The 17,170-nt window shown below is 34.1% G+C and carries 21 protein-coding genes and 5 pseudogenes; 13 read left to right on the plus strand and 13 right to left on the minus strand.

Features of this window, described 5'->3' with window-relative positions; translation table 11 throughout:
- The 3 genes and pseudogenes from wTKK_RS03400 to wTKK_RS03410 all read right to left on the minus strand — a co-directional run bounded on the left by wTKK_RS03400 (nucleotide 1) and on the right by wTKK_RS03410 (nucleotide 1,857).
- Nucleotides 1–789 carry a TatD family hydrolase gene (locus tag wTKK_RS03400; protein ID WP_407512072.1) on the minus strand — a complete coding sequence of 263 codons (789 nt, stop codon included), beginning with the start codon at nucleotides 787–789 and terminating at the stop codon, nucleotides 1–3.
- Complete coding sequence (locus wTKK_RS03405; RefSeq protein WP_407512073.1) at nucleotides 779–1,267, minus strand: RNA pyrophosphohydrolase; 489 nt, start codon at nucleotides 1,265–1,267, stop codon at nucleotides 779–781. Before wTKK_RS03405 ends, wTKK_RS03400 begins: the two co-directional genes overlap by 11 nt.
- Nucleotides 1,260–1,857 (minus strand): annotated as a pseudogene (locus wTKK_RS03410) (AAA family ATPase). The gene wTKK_RS03405 and the pseudogene wTKK_RS03410 overlap by 8 nt, the downstream one beginning before the upstream one ends.
- 127 nt (nucleotides 1,858–1,984) lie before the next feature.
- Here wTKK_RS03410 and rsfS point away from each other — a divergent pair.
- The 3 genes from rsfS to wTKK_RS03425 all read left to right on the plus strand — a co-directional run bounded on the left by rsfS (nucleotide 1,985) and on the right by wTKK_RS03425 (nucleotide 4,168).
- Nucleotides 1,985–2,302, plus strand: a complete 318-nt coding sequence (rsfS, locus tag wTKK_RS03415; RefSeq protein ID WP_407512075.1) for a ribosome silencing factor — start codon at nucleotides 1,985–1,987, stop codon at nucleotides 2,300–2,302.
- A gap of 233 nt (nucleotides 2,303–2,535) precedes the next feature.
- Nucleotides 2,536–3,798 carry a tyrosine--tRNA ligase gene (gene tyrS, locus wTKK_RS03420; RefSeq protein WP_407512077.1) on the plus strand — a complete coding sequence of 421 codons (1,263 nt, stop codon included), beginning with the start codon at nucleotides 2,536–2,538 and terminating at the stop codon, nucleotides 3,796–3,798.
- A gap of 169 nt (nucleotides 3,799–3,967) precedes the next feature.
- Nucleotides 3,968–4,168 (plus strand): hypothetical protein, encoded by a 201-nt coding sequence (locus wTKK_RS03425; protein WP_407512078.1) that lies wholly within the window; start codon nucleotides 3,968–3,970, stop codon nucleotides 4,166–4,168.
- 24 nt (nucleotides 4,169–4,192) lie between these two features.
- Here the strand turns inward: wTKK_RS03425 and wTKK_RS03430 are convergent, their stop codons facing one another.
- Nucleotides 4,193–4,414 (minus strand): ankyrin repeat domain-containing protein, encoded by a 222-nt coding sequence (locus tag wTKK_RS03430; RefSeq protein WP_407512079.1) that lies wholly within the window; start codon nucleotides 4,412–4,414, stop codon nucleotides 4,193–4,195.
- Entirely contained in the window at nucleotides 4,392–4,673 is a 282-nt protein-coding gene (locus wTKK_RS03435) for a hypothetical protein (RefSeq protein WP_407512080.1), read from the minus strand. The genes wTKK_RS03430 and wTKK_RS03435 overlap by 23 nt, the downstream gene beginning before the upstream one ends.
- 475 nt (nucleotides 4,674–5,148) lie before the next feature.
- On the opposite strand from wTKK_RS03435, the pseudogene wTKK_RS03440 reads away from it, so the two are divergent.
- Nucleotides 5,149–5,530: pseudogene (locus wTKK_RS03440) on the plus strand (IS4-like element ISWosp8 family transposase); the annotation flags it as partial.
- Nucleotides 5,531–5,732: 202 nt separating this feature from the next.
- On the opposite strand, the gene wTKK_RS03445 reads toward wTKK_RS03440, so the two are convergent.
- The gene (locus tag wTKK_RS03445) at nucleotides 5,733–6,278 is read right to left on the minus strand and encodes a WD_0033/WD_0034 family tandem repeat-containing protein (protein WP_458695412.1); all 546 of its coding nucleotides are present in this window, start codon (nucleotides 6,276–6,278) and stop codon (nucleotides 5,733–5,735) included.
- A 260-nt stretch (nucleotides 6,279–6,538) separates the two neighbouring features.
- On the opposite strand from wTKK_RS03445, the gene wTKK_RS03450 reads away from it, so the two are divergent.
- Nucleotides 6,539–7,558 (plus strand): Mrp/NBP35 family ATP-binding protein, encoded by a 1,020-nt coding sequence (locus tag wTKK_RS03450; protein WP_407512082.1) that lies wholly within the window; start codon nucleotides 6,539–6,541, stop codon nucleotides 7,556–7,558.
- 149 nt (nucleotides 7,559–7,707) lie between these two features.
- Nucleotides 7,708–7,931: pseudogene (locus wTKK_RS03455) on the plus strand (helix-turn-helix domain-containing protein); the annotation flags it as partial.
- Between the two features lie 215 nt (nucleotides 7,932–8,146).
- Here wTKK_RS03455 and wTKK_RS03460 read toward each other — a convergent pair.
- Nucleotides 8,147–8,266: pseudogene (locus wTKK_RS03460) on the minus strand (DNA-3-methyladenine glycosylase); the annotation flags it as partial.
- Between the two features lie 126 nt (nucleotides 8,267–8,392).
- Between wTKK_RS03460 and wTKK_RS06255 the strand changes: the two are divergent.
- Nucleotides 8,393–9,342: pseudogene (locus wTKK_RS06255) on the plus strand (IS5 family transposase).
- 107 nt (nucleotides 9,343–9,449) lie between these two features.
- Here wTKK_RS06255 and wTKK_RS03480 read toward each other — a convergent pair.
- From wTKK_RS03480 to wTKK_RS03500, 5 genes are all read right to left on the minus strand, one after another.
- Entirely contained in the window at nucleotides 9,450–9,929 is a 480-nt protein-coding gene (locus wTKK_RS03480; RefSeq protein WP_407512083.1) for a dihydrofolate reductase, read from the minus strand.
- Nucleotides 9,926–11,179, minus strand: coding sequence for a dihydropteroate synthase (gene folP / locus wTKK_RS03485; RefSeq protein WP_407512084.1), 1,254 nt, complete (start codon nucleotides 11,177–11,179; stop codon nucleotides 9,926–9,928). The genes wTKK_RS03480 and folP overlap by 4 nt, the downstream gene beginning before the upstream one ends.
- Entirely contained in the window at nucleotides 11,176–11,562 is a 387-nt protein-coding gene (locus wTKK_RS03490; RefSeq protein WP_407512086.1) for a dihydroneopterin aldolase, read from the minus strand. The genes folP and wTKK_RS03490 overlap by 4 nt, the downstream gene beginning before the upstream one ends.
- A 22-nt stretch (nucleotides 11,563–11,584) precedes the next feature.
- Nucleotides 11,585–12,244, minus strand: coding sequence for a CADD family putative folate metabolism protein (locus wTKK_RS03495; RefSeq protein ID WP_407512087.1), 660 nt, complete (start codon nucleotides 12,242–12,244; stop codon nucleotides 11,585–11,587).
- 108 nt (nucleotides 12,245–12,352) lie between these two features.
- Complete coding sequence (locus wTKK_RS03500; RefSeq protein ID WP_407512088.1) at nucleotides 12,353–12,640, minus strand: hypothetical protein; 288 nt, start codon at nucleotides 12,638–12,640, stop codon at nucleotides 12,353–12,355.
- Nucleotides 12,641–12,842: 202 nt separating this feature from the next.
- On the opposite strand from wTKK_RS03500, the gene wTKK_RS03505 reads away from it, so the two are divergent.
- From wTKK_RS03505 to wTKK_RS03530, 6 genes are all read left to right on the plus strand, one after another.
- Nucleotides 12,843–13,094 carry a hypothetical protein gene (locus wTKK_RS03505; RefSeq protein ID WP_407511684.1) on the plus strand — a complete coding sequence of 84 codons (252 nt, stop codon included), beginning with the start codon at nucleotides 12,843–12,845 and terminating at the stop codon, nucleotides 13,092–13,094.
- Nucleotides 13,095–13,127: 33 nt separating this feature from the next.
- Complete coding sequence (locus wTKK_RS03510) at nucleotides 13,128–13,499, plus strand: transposase (protein ID WP_407511737.1); 372 nt, start codon at nucleotides 13,128–13,130, stop codon at nucleotides 13,497–13,499.
- Between the two features lie 151 nt (nucleotides 13,500–13,650).
- Complete coding sequence (locus tag wTKK_RS03515) at nucleotides 13,651–13,896, plus strand: ankyrin repeat domain-containing protein (RefSeq protein ID WP_407512090.1); 246 nt, start codon at nucleotides 13,651–13,653, stop codon at nucleotides 13,894–13,896.
- Nucleotides 13,827–14,171, plus strand: coding sequence for an ankyrin repeat domain-containing protein (locus wTKK_RS03520; protein ID WP_407512235.1), 345 nt, complete (start codon nucleotides 13,827–13,829; stop codon nucleotides 14,169–14,171). Before wTKK_RS03515 ends, wTKK_RS03520 begins: the two co-directional genes overlap by 70 nt.
- A gap of 93 nt (nucleotides 14,172–14,264) precedes the next feature.
- Entirely contained in the window at nucleotides 14,265–14,414 is a 150-nt protein-coding gene (locus tag wTKK_RS03525; RefSeq protein WP_407512091.1) for a hypothetical protein, read from the plus strand.
- Between the two features lie 123 nt (nucleotides 14,415–14,537).
- Entirely contained in the window at nucleotides 14,538–16,283 is a 1,746-nt protein-coding gene (locus wTKK_RS03530) for a type I secretion system permease/ATPase (RefSeq protein WP_407512092.1), read from the plus strand.
- 99 nt (nucleotides 16,284–16,382) lie between these two features.
- On the opposite strand, the gene wTKK_RS03535 is transcribed toward wTKK_RS03530, so the two are convergent.
- Nucleotides 16,383–17,144: a hypothetical protein gene (locus wTKK_RS03535; RefSeq protein ID WP_407512094.1), complete on the minus strand. Its 762-nt coding sequence runs from the start codon at nucleotides 17,142–17,144 to the stop codon at nucleotides 16,383–16,385.
- Nucleotides 17,145–17,170 lie beyond the last annotated feature (26 nt).

The raw sequence follows: 17,170 nt of genomic DNA on the forward strand, positions 1-17,170 counted from the left end.
CTATAGAATTTCTTTGAGCTCAAGCTTCGAAAACAGTCTAAAAAAATTATTTGTAGTTGTTTTTGCTACTTGTTCGGACGATTCATTCCATAATTCTGCTAAACAATTCACAACATATTTCACCATTGCCGGTTCATTTTTTATTCCTCTGTAAGGCTCAGGAGATAGATAAGGTGTATCAGTTTCAACTAAAACACGCTCACGTGGCACATTTTGTGCAATTTCTCTTAGTAAGTTCGCATTTTTAAAAGTAATAATTCCAGAAAATGAAATGTATAATCCCAAGTCCATAGCCTTATAAGCAAGCTCTTTAGAAGAAGCAAAGCAATGCATTACTCCACTAAAAGCGTCCTTCTTCATTTCTGAATTTAACATATCAATCATCTCACTATCAGCATTTCTAGTGTGAATAACTAAAGGTAATCCTGTTACTTTTGTCGCTTCTATATGTAATGCAAAACTTTTTTTTTGATTGCTTTTGTTATCAGATTTATAAAAATCCAATCCAGTTTCACCGATACTAATTACCTTTTTGCCCTTAGTAAATTCAATCAATGCATCAGCATTTATACACTCACCTTTTTCCACATTAGTATCAAGCGGATGTATACCAACGGAGCAGTAGACTTGATCATAGGATGAAGAGATTTTTAATAATTTAGGGATATCATTAATGCTTATACATATGTTATGCAAAATTCTCACACCATTTTGCCCTGCTCTTGAAATTACCTTTGGTATTTCATCATCAGAAAAATAAGTTAGATGACAATGAGAATCAACTATCATAAATAGATCCTTTTATGGTAGAAGAAAACTCTTCTATCACTTTTTTATAAACTTCTTTTTTGAACGGTATGGCACTGGCTACCAAATCATCCATATTTTGCCAACGCCACTCTTTGAACTCTGGATGATCAGTATAGTTAATATTAATATCCTTATCCTTCCCACAAAATTTCATCAAGAACCACCTTTGCTTTTGGCCAGAATATCTCCCATTCCAGCATATCGGTATAACTTCCTCGGGTAAGTTGTAATATATCCACTCTTTATTTTGAGCCACAACTTCTGCTTCATCAGTACCAACTTCCTCCAATAGCTCACGTAGCGCTGCCTGCTCTAGCTCTTCACCTTCATCAACTCCTCCTTGTGGCATCTGCCAATAAGAGTCACTATCAAAACGTTTTCCAATAAAAATATTTCCCTGTTTGTTAAATAACATTATGCCAACACAAGGGCGATACTCTTTCTCCTCACTAATCACAAATACTCTCTATTGCTAAATTATCTATCATAGAAGTTCCAACTACTTTTTTACTATTCATTTTTTCAACGATTTTTTTTGCAACTTCTTTTGCGCTTAAGTTTGAGTTATCAATTTCAAGTGAACCTTGAGGCATAAATAGTTTCTTTCCTTTAATTCTTCTCATAGCAAAATCTGAATCAGTAATTTTTCTCTCCTGCTCTCTTTCCTTAAATTGAACGCGCTTTACTAGTTCTCCACTATTACAATATAACACCACAGGGAGAATCTCCACGTTCATTTTTTTACTTAAATTCACCACCGAGTTATATACTTTTTGATCATAGTAATCACCTTTTATCAATTCGTTTGTAAATATATAATGCTTTGATTCTATATGGTATTTTTCCAATATTGCTAATATATTCTCTCTAATCACAAAAATTCTTCCATATTTCACTTGTAACCTCAGCGTTTCTGAAATCAATCATATCAAATATAATATTATTAAACAGGTTATTGTCTACTATCACCCCATCAATAATATTACACAGCTCTTTTGCAATCGTAAGTTTGCCACTACCCGGAAATGCGATTAAGTAAATGATCATACCATCAGAAAACTATAATATATTACAAATGTATGTATTATAAACGTTACACTAGAAACGTATCAAAATAGTTAGTATTCAGAAATTTTGAGTGTATCATTACAGATAAGTTATATAATTTAGAATAATGAATGGTGATACAGAATCAATAAAAAATACAATTGTAGGTGTAATAGATCAAAACAAAGGTCAAGATATAGTTACTTTTGATGTACAGAATAAAACTGTCATTGCAAAATATATGATCATTGCATCCGGTGATTCGAGCCGCCATGTAAAAGCATTAGCTGAGCACGTGATAAAAAATCTCAAGCAATATGATGAAATAGATGTAGAAGGTATGGATGAAGGTAACTGGGTGATTGTGAATTTTCAAGGTATAATGGTTCACCTATTCAGGCCAGAAGTAAGAGAGTATTATAAGATAGAAGAGTTATGGAATTGATTGTCCAGGAAGCTAGTATACACTTGCTCAAATGTTGTAGTAATTTTGAAAGCAACCCTTATGAAGTTGGTGGTGTCATTCCAGTGCTTGACACTGGAATCTAGAAAACTTAATCATAAACGAGCACACTATACAACATTTTTGATGAAATTTCATAATAAACTGGATTCCAGCGTCAAGCACTGGAATGACACCATCTTTAACAACACCGTTTACACACAAAATAACATATTATGAAACATAAATCCGAGTTTTTAAACTTCATTCAAGAAAGAGGATACCTATATCAATGTACAAACATTGGTAGGTTAGACCAGCTATTATCACAAGATAATTATATAGTTGCATACATTGGGTTTGATTGTACGGCACCAAGTTTGCATATTGGCAGTCTCATTCAAATCATGATGCTCCGTCACCTACAAAAATTCGGTTATAAGCCAATAGTTCTACTTGGAGGTGGCACAACAAAAATTGGTGACCCATCTGGTAAAGACAAAGCAAGAAGCGTCTTGCCGATAGAAGATATCAATCAAAATATACTTGGTATAAAGAAAACCCTCGAGAAGATGATATCTTTCGATTATGGAAAAACTGGTGCAATCATAGTAAACAACACAGATTGGTTAGATAGCATAAAATATATAGACTTTTTGCGTGATATAGGGACACATTTTTCTGTAAATCGCATGTTAGGCTTTGATAGTGTGAAAATTAGGCTAGACAGGGAGCAAAATCTAAGCTTTCTAGAGTTTAATTACATGTTGTTACAAGCCTATGATTTTGTCGAGTTGAATAAAAAGTATGGCTGTCGTCTCCAGATTGGAGGGTCAGACCAATGGGGAAATATAGTAAACGGAATTGAACTTAGCAAAAAGTTAAATTTACCTGAGCTGTTTGGTCTTACCACATCTCTTTTATTAAACGCACAAGGAAAAAAGATGGGCAAAACTGAAAGTGGGGCAGTATGGCTTGATGGCAGCATGCTAAATTCTTATGACTATTGGCAATATTTTCGTAATGTTGATGATCAAGATGTTGGTCGTTTCTTGAGACTTTTCACTGATTTACCAACTGATGAAATTAAAAAACTAGAGTCCTTGAAGGATCAAGAAATAAATGAAGCAAAAAAGATCTTGGCAACAGAAGTGACAAAAATATGTCATGGTTGCAAAGAAGCTGAACTTGCACGATCTGCTGCAATCTCTGCTTTTGAAAATGAAGATAGTTCATTGCTTTCTGGTTACACTCTCACAAGAGAACAAGTTGCAAATGGCATACTCCTGATAGACTTGCTTCATGACACCGGTTTTGAACCTTCAAAAGGTGCGGCAAAGCGTTTAATACAGGGAAATGGATGTAAAGTTAATGATAATACTATAAACGATGTTAACTATACAATAAACTCTGAAAGCTTTGAAGGTCAGCCATTTATCAAATTATCTGCAGGAAAGAAACGCCATATTAAAATTTTAGTGAGTGAAGTAAGAAAGTAAATTTGTCTCTGTTCAGAAGAATAGTAAAATAAGGTAGCCAAGAAAAGACAATTATAGGGACAAATGGATATCATTGAAGCAGCTGAAAATGTGGAAGAATCGCTAGGTAACCCTACTATCGCTAGCAGTTTCTTGCTGTCGATTTGCTGAGATTGGTTTATCAACTTGAGTGTCAGGCTTTGACAATTTATATATAGCATTGCCAACTATTAATGCTGTTCCTGTAATTGCAACTACCACTATAACTACAGGTATTAACTCAGCTGTAGTTGCTCCGGCTGTAAACAGTGCTATAGATATAGCAGTACCTAATAGTGCAGTTACTCCACCGGCAATCCACCCTATCTTAATTGCTGGACAATTAAGATAGTATAAAGGAGAAAGGAGTCTCTCCTCACATATCTACTGCATTAACATTGACACCTCTTTCTACAAGAGCATCTATTATGGCCATACTGCGAAATAAAGCAGCATAGCGTAAAAGAGTCCTTCTCCATATATTTATTGCATTAACATTTGCACCTTTTTCTATGAGAGCGTTTGCTATATAAGTAGTATTATGTAAAGGAGTATCTCCTTTTACATCTTTTTCATTAACATTTGCCCTTTTTCCCATGAGAGCCTTCGCTATATTTTTTTAGGTTAAAGGAAGCCACCAAGTGCAAAAGAGTCGCTTTTTCACCATCTTTAAACACATAATTTATATCAAAGCCAGACTTTTCCCACTCTTCATATTCCTTTGAATATCTTTTCAGCTCATTTTGTATTTTTTCAATTACGTTATCTTTGCTTAAATCTTTGTCAAAATTAACTAAATTCAATAATTCGTGCCAATTTGAAATTTCCATTGCTATAACCTTACCTTTAATTTTCAATAATGTATTTAATTATATGATAAGAAGTCAATTTAAATAAATTACACATATATGGAACTTATCAGATAAATATATAATATGAACTAGATTCCAGCGGGCTTTGTTGCATCACTATCTATGAAAGGCTAACTATACAAGCAGCTTATTGAAAGTCTTATTTTTTGCAATCAATCTGATTAAATTTAAGAATAGTAATTTATTGTTTGTACTAGTAAACTTAATTCTACTTAAAATAGCTAAAGCATTGAAATTCTTCAATTCTAGCTAGATTAGTGAATGATAGTAAAACTTCTTTTATTTAAATTTAGATACTTACTGACTATCCTTACTATAAATGCTAGAATAATAAGCTATTGATATTCTACATTTTTATCTTTTATCCATCATAGATAGCGATTCAATATGGCGTCAACTTAAGGAAAGATGTTAAGGAGTAAAATACTGTAAAAAATAGGACCTTTGGTTTCTATTTTATTTCAATAAAGAGGATATCAGTAAAGCTTATCTATTAAGGTGTCACATAGAGGAGTGCTATAAACGACTCAAAGTAGAAGGAGAATTAGAGAATTTTTCTGCGATAAATTTAGAAACAAGAATTTTGTGCAAACTTGGTCATGTGCAATACTTCATATTTGTGATGCACAAGAGCCTTGGAACCCAGATCAAATTGCTGAGTATCGTTTAAATTTTCAGTTTTATTTTGTGTAATGAGACAGAAACTTTATCAGGTGCTTGTTGGAACCAAAAAATTCCCAAGCCCTTTTTAAGTATACGCACTAAAGTTAACGTGAAGATTGTATAGCTGCAATAAAGTAGATAAGCCTAAACGCCATCATGCCTTTAGGAGAGCTTGCTAATTTATTCTCTTAAGTTAACGCCATTGCCTGAACAGATACATAAAAAAGTAGTACTTGCAAGAAAGAGTTACTTAAGAAATTAACTAACTTTGCTATTTTCTCTAACATACCTAGAAGAAATAGATACATTATCTGACGTAGTTCTAATACTAGCATTGTTCTCATTAACAACTACAGCTAGCTTAAAAGCATCCAAAGTATATTAACCATATAGAAACATTATAGTACTGACTGCAGTCAGTGTATCTTGTAGCATGGCACTATTTTGAACTCGTGTTAAAATAGAATCGACACACTTATTATTACCTTTATACATAGCAAAGGCAAGTGGTTTAATGATATACGTCACGCCTGTAAGCTGCACAATATCTTTAGAAGTAAGGATATTTCCCAGTGTATCACTATTTTGAGCTCGTATAAAAATAGAGTTGTTGCCTTTATATATAGTAAAGTTAAGTGGCGTTAAAGTATACGCTATAATATTTAAATACTGTACAATATTTCTAGAAGCAAGGATATCTTGTAATATACTATTTTCCTGGGCTTTTGTTAAAATAACATCAACATATCTTTCCTTGTTGTAATGTATGGCAAAGCCAAGCGATGTTAAGTTGTACATCAAACCATCTTGATAATTTATAATATTTGGAGCAGTAAGAATATCTTGTAGTATACCACTATTTTGAGCTTGTTCTAAAATAGAATTAACACATTCATTATTGTCTCTATGTATAGCTAGGCTAAGCAGTGTTAAAGTGCGTCCTCCACCTGTTGGAAATCTTGTAGTATATCAAGTGATAAGAACTTTTAGTAAATCATTTCCTGAAACTGCTTCCAAGATATCGCTGATGCTCCTTCCATTCCATATGGATCTTTTTAGCTGAAAATACAAATCTTTTTGTTTTCGTGTTAAATTTTGATGATTTAGCATATTCTTGTAACTTCGTTTTAAAGTCAGTGCAGTTTAATTATTCTATGTTAGTATACACCAATAGAAAAATTCATCATATGTTCTGGAAAAAATTTACACAGGTTAATGAGGAAACCGTAAGAGAGAGCCTAAAAAAGGTTATAGAGAAGAAAAGTGGTAAGAATGTTGGTGTAGTATCCTCAATTATTATTAAAGGTAAAGATGTTGCTTTTGCTCTTGAAGTTACTGATCCAAATGAAGAATTAAGAAAAAATTGTGAGCAAGCTGTTAAGGCGATACCGGGAGTAGGAAAGGTTACTGTAGTTGCTACTGGTCAAAAACAAGCTAGGCAACAAAAAGCTAAACTTCATATCGAAGGAGTGAAAAACATAATTGTCGTTGCTTCTGGTAAGGGAGGTGTGGGTAAGTCGACAGTTGCACTAAATCTAGCTCTTTCGTTAGCAGAATTAAAACATAAAGTTGCGCTAGTTGATGCAGATATATATGGTCCTTCGATTCCTAAAATGTTGGGCACTGAGAAATTGAAACCAGAAATACAGAGTGGTAAAGCAATGCCTATAGAGAAACATGGTCTCTATACTATTTCAATTGGCTATTTTATTGATAAGGACCGCGCAGCAATATGGCGTGGACCTATGATCACAAAAGCACTTTACAATTTGCTAATGGGAACAAGGTGGTCGGATATAGAATATTTAATCATTGATACACCACCTGGCACTGGCGATGTACATTTAAGTCTGATGGAGAATTTTAGTTTAACTGGAGCAATAATAGTCTCAACTCCACAGGAGCTTTCTTTAGTCGATGCACGAAAAATTTATGATATGTTCACAAAACTCAGCGTGCCAATTATCGGCATTGTGGAAAATATGAGCTATTTTATTCAAGATAATTCAAAAATACACATATTTGGAAAAGGTGGTGCAAAAAAAATGTCTGAAGAGCTGGGAGTCAAACTCTTGAGCAGAGTTCCTCTAGATCCGCAAATATGTAGTGCTTCTGATTGTGGAAATCCTTCAATACTAAGTGAGGATTTAGTAAGGATTTATGAAGGCATTGCTAAAGATGTTAGGTCTTTTGTATGCAGTCTATAAAGTTTTTTTTAACTACTTTTAAAATAGGTAAAATGTAATTTTAGGTGAATAAAATATTTCAAATGGCAGCAGCTACCTCGTATCTGGACAGACAATAGACTTCTTGGATAACTTAAGAAACAAGTAGTAGAAGCAATATTAGGGAAGGTATAAATTTTGAGCAGGTAAGTAAACTTGATGAAGAGAAGCTTCGAAGACTAAGAGGAGTAAAAAGAGAAACATTGGAAAATAATAGAAATTTTAATAGAGGAAGAGGCCAAGAAAAAGGCAAGAGGAGGAAAACCAAATATATTTATTAATGGCACTCGAATATTTGTGTAAATACCGTACATATTTCCATACAGCGCAAAGCTATGGAATAAGTGAAAGTTCTTGCTAACGGCTGAATAGAAGATGCATTGATAAAACATCGAGATTTTAGGAAGATAAAGAGCTATTAAAGTTAAATAGGAGTATGCAAAAGTTTTATAAAAGGGAATGTTCAACTTCCCCATAGAAGATCAAAAAATATCCTTAGGTTATCCAAGAAGTCTATTGTTAGTAAACATAAAAGGCTATTTGCCTTTTTATCTAGTTTATGCAGGAGGTCTAATATTTATTGTTGAGTGTGATTTTAGGCATGTCTGCTAAAACGCAACTTTTAAATCGCCAAAATTTCTCCTTGCCTTTACTAATTCCGATTCTTGGAGTGCACACATAATCTGGCTGGCTTTGTTGCATAGCTAGTGTTGGTAGAGGTTATTGTAAGAAGAAAAGCTTTTCAATATATGACTACTAACGAATTTTGTTGTAGAATAGGCATTTTCCAAACAAGCATAACTTATGCTGTAAAAAGTGAGAGTAAGCAACCAAAGAGAATATAACGAATTTCTCAAAAAAAAGAGGAAATATTTTTCATTTTGTTAATCAAGCTATAGAAAATTGGTATGAAAATAGTCCAAAAGTTGCAGGTGGCAATACTACTTATAGTGATAAGGTTGTGATTTTAATACACATAATAGTTCATCTTTTTAGAATTGGCTTGAGGCAAGCTGTAGGTTTTGTAAAAGGTTATATGGTACAAATAGGCAAAAAAACTTAAGATTATCAGCTATACACAAGCTTCCAGAAGATTTAAAAAGCTTAATTTGAAGATTGATGACAATAGAGCCAATAAAGATGATTTTGAAAATATTGAAATTGCCGTAGATAGCACTAGAGTTAGTATCTACAATAATAACGGTGGGCACAGTAAGCTTAATACTCGAAAAAGAAAATACAGTGGTTATGGTCAAGTAAGAAAACTACATGTTGTTTTAAACGTGAATGATAAGAAAGCAATAAGCATGAACTACACTAGTAGTGTTGCTGTAGACTATTTGCCGGTCTGTGATATGTGAGAAGAAGTCAGTGATAAGTATAATATTTGTTCTATTCGAGCAGATGCGGCTTATGATATAAAAAGTGTGTATAAAGAATGCAGAAAATACAATATTGTGCCTATTATTCGCCCTAGAAAGGATACTAAAATTTGTTTAGCTGATTACTTATCAGAAGGAAACGAGTATATTAGTAGAATTAGGTCATATGAGAATTATGAAGATGGTATTAATGAATGGAAGAAAAAAATTAAGTATGGAGCACGGTCTTATATTGAAGTCTTTTTCTATAGGTTGAAGCAAATATTTGTGTTTAGCTTGAAAAATAAATCAGAGGTAAATCATGAAAAAGAGCTGTTAATTAAGTGCTACTTATTGAACATATTTACTGATATAGGTATGGCTAAATTTGAGATAGCTTCATGAATTTATTCCACGTTACCTATTATCCGAAGAGTGATGCAACAAAGCCATCCCAGTGTCAGCTACTTGCATGACATCATTTAGTCGTCTTTTCTCTTTTTCTTATTTTACTACTCTGCCGAACAGATACAATTGAATATAGTATAGTCTTCTGTTCTGACGAGAATAGTTTTATTCCATCCATCAAAAAATGCTAAATTGAGGTATGTATCACCCTTATAGGGCTTGTGAATTTCAGTCATAATAAATTCTGAGATTAGGTTATGCTCTAAAAAAAGGTGTGCTATTTGTGCCCCACCAATCACAAAGACTTGAGAACTACTTTGAATTGACAGAAATTCTTGCATGGAAGAGACAACAGTACATTTTGGGCCTCTATTAAAACACTTGTTACGGGAGAAAACAATAGGTGTACGATTCTTTAGTATGCTCTGAGGCACGGTTTCAAATGTCTTTCTTCCCATCACAATAACTTGCTTGTCGGTTACTTGACAAAAATGTTTGAATTCACTTGGATAACGCCAGGGCAAACCATTATTTATTCCAATTACCCCATTAGGGTCAACAGCCATAATTCCAATAATCTTCATCCCTTTAAGACAGCTTGGGCTACAAAAAATCTCATGTGGTCACGTACATTATGCACTCTAAGGAAATCAACCTTATTTTGCAGTACAGCAGATGTAGCAATTGTTTCTAAATCTCTATTAGAGGGAGATTCTATGGAAAAAGAGGAAATAAATGACTTTCTGGAATGGCCAACTAAAACCTTGCAGCCAAAATTTTGTAAAGTTTCTATACTGCGTAAAATCTGAATATTCTGATACATAGATTTGCCAAAACCAATACCAGGGTCAATAATTATTGAATTTTCATCAAAACCCAGGCCTAGTAGTTTGTTAATGCTCTTCTCTGCCCAATTATTTATGATATCAATTGGGTCAGTGTCATGTGGAATAATATTGTCCTTATGTGGTGGTATTGAAAGTGAATGCATAATAACGACACTACGCCCACTGCTAGCAACTTCTTTTAAGGTGTTACTACTCAGATCTCCCTTCTGATCATTTACCCAGGCAATATTGTAGTGCTTCAAAACGTTTAAAATAACGTCTGGCCAAAAACTATCAATGCTGACTTCAATATCACCATTTTTCATATAGTCGCTAAGATTATCAAGTACTGGTTTTAGACGTTCATACTCTTCCTCTGGCGTCTTTATTGAAGCTCCAGGCCTTGTTGATTGAGCTCCAAGATCAACTATGCTTGCACCATCTGATACCATCTGCAACGCCTGCTTGGTTGCTCGATTCACATCATAATAAAGACCACCATCTGAAAATGAATCAGGGGTAATATTGACGATACCCATAAGCTTTGGTGCAAGCGTAAAACTCTTTGAAAAACAGTCTTGAACATTGAAAGCAAAGGTTTTGTTAACCATCGCCATCAAGTGGAGCAAAAATGGTCTCTTTAATAATTCTGGGTGAGGAATTTTAAGGTCAGGTATATCAAGCGTTAGATCATCCCATAACAAAATATCTAAATCAATAACACGAGGTGCCCATTTTTCGTAGACTTGTGGACGACCAATATCACATTCGATTTGTTTTAAGCCTTTTAGTAGATCCTCAGGAGAAGAAGAACAATTTCCATAGATAATCATGTTGAGAAATGGCTTGTTCCAATCAGGTGGAGCACCATTTGGTAAAATAGCCTTAGTTTCTAGAATGATTGAAGATTTTAAGTCTTTTAAATAGATCTTCTTTATTAACTCAGTAGCTCTTTGTAAATGGGAAAGGCGATTCCCTATATTTGATCCAATAGAAATATAGATCATTCTTGCAATTCATTACAGTAAGTAAAAAAAACGCCCCCATGCACACCAGGAACTGGTGGTGCGATTTTGTGAGTAGTCACCCTGACAGAAGAAATAATATGCTTCTTTCGCAGCAAAAGGTTATTGATGGCTCTGTATATCTCATGAGTTAAATGCTCGATTAAATTAAATTGCTTGCCATGAACAAGAGATTGAATATTTTGCACTACTTCCAAATAGCAGATAGTATCTTTAAGTTGATCAGCTGTAAGGCCTGAAGGAGGAGATTTAAAAGTGAAATCAGCATCAATACTCACCAATTGGGGAGAAAACTTCTCTTCTGTACTACATCCCAAATGAACCCAAAGCCGTAAATCAGATATAAGAAGATTACATGCTACCACTGAATTTAGTACCTACTTATAATTAATGACAAACGTTAACATTCATCATGCCATCAAGAAAATCCCATAAGAGTTTTGCTCCTTTTTTAGCGCCTTGAATAACTTTCTCTTGCTCTTCTTCGCTTAAATCTGCAATAAGGTTTGCACATTCTTCAGAATGCCACTCATCAGCTTCCATATGAACGGTAAAAAATTTGAGAGAACGTTCGTCGTTTATTGAATAGTGTTTTTTCAGACCTTCAATTTTAGACTTAGAAACCTCTGGAGTTTGACGTTCATAAGCGTACAGAGCTCCAAGACCTGCTGCAAAATCTGATTTTACAATGTCAAAATAACCATCAACTAATTCTCGTGTCTCCTTAATTTGTGCATTTTCACAAAGTTTTGAACGTGCTACTCCCAGTCCTTCAGCAAAACGCTGCCATAATTCTGGGTGATTCTCGTCACCTTGTTCTTCCTCTATTAAATTACCAAGTAAAACTTGCCGCATTTTCAAATTCGGACACAAGGAATGTATACCGCTGATATAACGAGGAAAAGCAGCAACATGGTGATAATATTCCTTAGCATAGGTTTGCAGAACCTGCAGGCTTAAGCTACCTTCATTCCATGACTTGTAAAATGGGTGTTTTAATAAGTGTAAACTATCTAATTGATTATTAAGTGATTGAACAAATTTCATAAATAAACACCAAATTGTTTTAGGCTACGTTTGGGTTTATCAAATGTCAAGAGACATTTCTCATTACTACCTTAATTCCAATAAATACAAAGATAGATACGCTGTAAATTAATTTTTTATTCCATATATATTCTCTAATGGTGATAAAATGTCACGCTTAAAAAGATCAAGCGCACGACCATCACTGAATGCACTTTTTACAGATGTAAATGCCACTTTCAATGCTGTATATATCTCCTCTCTATACATATATACTTCTTTAAGAGCCATCAACGGAGCAGAAAATATGTCATAGCGTTTGAATAGCAGATAGCATGCTTTTAGAGCTGCAACTCCAATAAATAAACCAATAGATGCAGGTACTGCAACGGGGAAACAAACTATCAAATAAGGCAATAATATAGGGCTAAAGCAGTAAAAGTATAGACTGAAACGTAGGGTGATGCCAGCAGAACCAAAGTAATAAGAGCACCAGCTGTTTTTAGAATTGGCTTGAGGCAAGCTGTAGGTTTTGTAAAAGGTTATATGGTACAAATAGGCAAAAAAACTTAAGATTATCAGCTATACACAAGCTTCCAGAAGATTTAAAAAGCTTAATTTGAAGATTGATGACAATAGAGCCAATAAAGATGATTTTGAAAATATTGAAATTGCCGTAGATAGCACTAGAGTTAGTATCTACAATAATAACGGTGGGCACAGTAAGCTTAATACTCGAAAAAGAAAATACAGTGGTTATGGTCAAGTAAGAAAACTACATGTTGTTTTAAACGTGAATGATAAGAAAGCAATAAGCATGAACTACACTAGTAGTGTTGCTGTAGACTATTTGCCGGTCTGTGATATGTGAGAAGAAGTCAGTGATAAGTATAATATTTGTTCTATTCGAGCAGATGCGGCTTATGATATAAAAAGTGTGTATAAAGAATGCAGAAAATACAATATTGTGCCTATTATTCGCCCTAGAAAGGATACTAAAATTTGTTTAGCTGATTACTTATCAGAAGGAAACGAGTATATTAGTAGAATTAGGTCATATGAGAATTATGAAGATGGTATTAATGAATGGAAGAAAAAAATTAAGTATGGAGCACGGTCTTATATTGAAGTCTTTTTCTATAGGTTGAAGCAAATATTTGTGTTTAGCTTGAAAAATAAATCAGAGGTAAATCATGAAAAAGAGCTGTTAATTAAGTGCTACTTATTGAACATATTTACTGATATAGGTATGGCTAAATTTAAATTATCTGCGTAAATTTACTTTGATTTACATGCCTATCAGTCCTATGCAATAAAGCCAGTCTGGTAAAGAAGATATTTTATGTTTTGTGATAGAAAATTCTAATTTTGATATTAAATAAGCAGTAAGGAATAAAGATAGAGATGGTAAAACACCACTACACTATGTGGCTAAATCTGGCAACAAAGAATGCTTGAAAATTCTCATAGAAAATGAAGCAGATTTTAATTGCACTGCCAATAATAAAACCGAGTTACACTATGCTGCCAGAAGCGGAAGTCCTAACCTCCCAGAATATTTAAAAGAAATATTGAAGCAAAAGGAATTTTTGATAGAGAGAAAATTAAAACAGATAAATATGGAAATAACGCATTACACTATGCTGTGCAATCTGGAAATGCTGAGTGCATAGAATTCTTCATTGATAATCAAGTGCAATTTTTAAAAAATAAATATAATGATAATCCTTTTAATCCAAGCGGTTCAACCTCAAGAGAAGAGTGTGGTAACAATCATAGTGTAGAGCGTCATGTGAGTTATGGTAGTGCAAATAATTCTGTGAGTGATAAGGAAGTTAGTAAATCTCCATCTCTAATACTTTCTAACTTTGAGGAGGGGGGATTACTGTTGACTATTTTAAATTCGAAAGATATAGACCAAGGGTACATTCAAGTCCATCTTGTGTGATAAAAAGAGCAATTACAGCTAGATCATTGGAATATATAATACTTCCTGATCATATAGAAAGAGGAAAAGAGATGCAGATTGTAGTCACTGACTATGATAGCATCAACTTTCAGAGGAGTGATAGTAAGCATTCTAGTAAACTGTCATTTAGTAGTAGATAAGAAAAACGTAGAACAATTGGCAAGGCTATCGTATAAGGTTATAGTAGAGAAGAAATTAGATAGCCTTGCTAAATTTCCATGAAAAAGTTTATATTCGCATATCATTAATATTTTATTACATTAATGATATGACAAGGCAATAACTGTTAATACTTTTGACAAAAAAACTATATATGGTAGATATAATTAAATAAAAAGGAAGATTGTGGAAATCACTCCGTCAATAAAAAAGGAACTAAAGCGAAGTATACTATATACTTGTCTAGAGAAGTGCAAGAGTGCGTTTTGGTTTATTTTCTGGTTTAGCTCAGGGATTAATGCGTTAATGTTATTTTTGCCACTTTATACCTCTCAGGTACTTGATCGAGTGATATCGAGCGAGAGTGTGTCAACACTGGTTATGCTGACGATTATTACTTTATCTGCGTTTGCATGTTCTGCAATGCTTGAAACTTGTCGATATTTAGCTATGGCTAAAATTGGTGATTGGATTGATAAAACTGCAACACCAGATCTAATAGTAAGGTCAATCAGGTTAACATCAGTACAAAGCTCAACTTCAAGTGGTGAAGCAATACGAGATCTTGGAGTAATAAAAAATTTCATTACAGGAAATGGTATATTTTCACTGTTCGATACTCCATGGTCGCTAATTTACCTTGTTGTGATCTTTATGATACATACCTCTACAGGGTTTATAGCTATTGCCGGGATCATTATATTAGTTTCAATGGCAGTATGGAATGAACTTGCCACTAGGCGTATATTGCGAGAAACCAATGAAGAAACTATACGTAATATTAATGCTATAGATGTTGCAACAAGAAATGCAGAGGTGGTTGAGGCTATGGGTATGTCAGAATTTATAGTTTCTGATTGGTGTAAACGGAATGATCAAAATCGTGCAATGCAAGTCACAGCACAGAATCGTTCTAATGTAATTACTGGTATTACTAAATTTTTACGTTCAACTCTCCAAATTTCAGTAATTGGAACAGGTGCATTACTTGCAATCACAGCTCACAAAACTGCCGGTAGCATTATTGCTGCCTCGATTTTGATGGGTAGAGTATTGGCTCCATTTGATGCAGCAGTTCATACTTGGAAATTTTTAAATCAAGCCAAGATGTCATATGGCAGGCTGCAAAGACTTATCCTAACATCTCCAAAAAGAGAGCAAACTATGGCTCTACCAGAGCCTGAAGGGAAATTGGAATTTGATAGGGTGTTTTTTACTCCTTATGGGAGCAATAAGCCAACAGTAAAAGGAATCTCATTTGTAATAGAACCAGGGGATGTTGTTGGTGTTATTGGTGCAAGTGCTTCTGGTAAGTCGACCATTGCAAAACTAACCGTTGGTGTTTGGAAACCCATATCAGGTGTAGTCAGACTAGATGGTGCTGATGTATATACTTGGAATCGAGAAAACTTTGGTAATTATGTTGGTTACTTACCTCAAGATATTGAGTTATTTAACACGAGCGTTAAAGCTAATATTGCCCGCATGAGACCAGATCCAAATCCTGAAGAAATAATCAAAGCAGCAAAAATTGCAGGAATACATGAATTAATACTTAGCTTACCAAATGGGTATGATACAATAATAGGAGGACCTGGAGGAGTAATACTCTCTGGTGGCCAAAAACAGCTTCTTGGACTTGCAAGGGCTTTTTATGGTAATACTAAGCTTTTAGTGCTTGATGAACCGAATGCTAACTTAGACAGTAATGGAGAGGCGCGCTTGATTAATGCAATCAATGTTGCAAGAGAGCAAAATACTACCACTGTTATCATCACTCATAAGCTACCGTTACTATCCGTAGTTGATAAAGTGATTATCATGTCAGATGGTGTTATTTATGATATGGGACCAAAAGATGAGATTTTGAGCAGATTAGTTGCTCTATCACCAGATGCCACAGAAGATAAACGTTCTTCAGCAAGTGGTTAAGAAAGGGAGAAGCTGTCACACTTCTCTTTCTCTTATAGAGTACTATATGCACAGTTTATAAAATCTTAAGCAATTGTTATTCGAAAAATCCAATAATGATTAACCGCGGAATCTATTTGCTAATTCTCTCACATTGACCTTAGACATTTCTGATGTAGGCTCTTGTCTATGTGAGACATCAGATTTAACGCCTTTTTTGTCATGACCTTTAGTAATAGAACATACTACAGTATCAGCCTTTACATGCTTAATACTTGGATCTGATTGAAATCCATGCTTTCTTTCCATTTGTGCTTCAAGCTTACTGCTATCATGTGTAACCCTACACCTTTCTAGATTACGGTCACGTTTGCCAGGAGCTACATATCCATCTATATCACTACATAAGAACGGTCGCACTTTGAACCTGTCTGAACTAACACCATTTTCAACACTTGCAGAATTATGAGCTTTTCTATTATTGCGCATTTTATCTACAGCTTCCTTTATTTTTTCTTTTGATGGTTTTGGCAGCAGTGCTGGCTTATATGCACATGCTGGTAGTTCTGGAAACGAGTCCTCCTGAAACAGCAAATAACTTTGGTTTCTCTTACTATCTGATTCTTCAATATTCTTTATTGGTGTCTTGAAAGAGTTTTCATTTTTCTTTCTTAGATCTAACTCATTTAATCCGCTTCCAACATTATTTTTTCTTGTTGTAGTGTGAATAACACCTGGAAGTTTCACTTCATACTTAAATTTTTTACCAATGGTATCTATTGACTCATTAGATGAGGAATCTATTTGAAACCTATCGTTTGAAAATTTTGATTTTGTAGCATCAAAAGATATACTACGTTTTTCTATCTTTTTATCAGTCATATTTTACCTCTAAACCTATTAACTAA

It is taken from the genome of Wolbachia endosymbiont of Trichogramma kaykai, assembly GCF_045765165.1.
GTDB lineage: Bacteria > Pseudomonadota > Alphaproteobacteria > Rickettsiales > Anaplasmataceae > Wolbachia.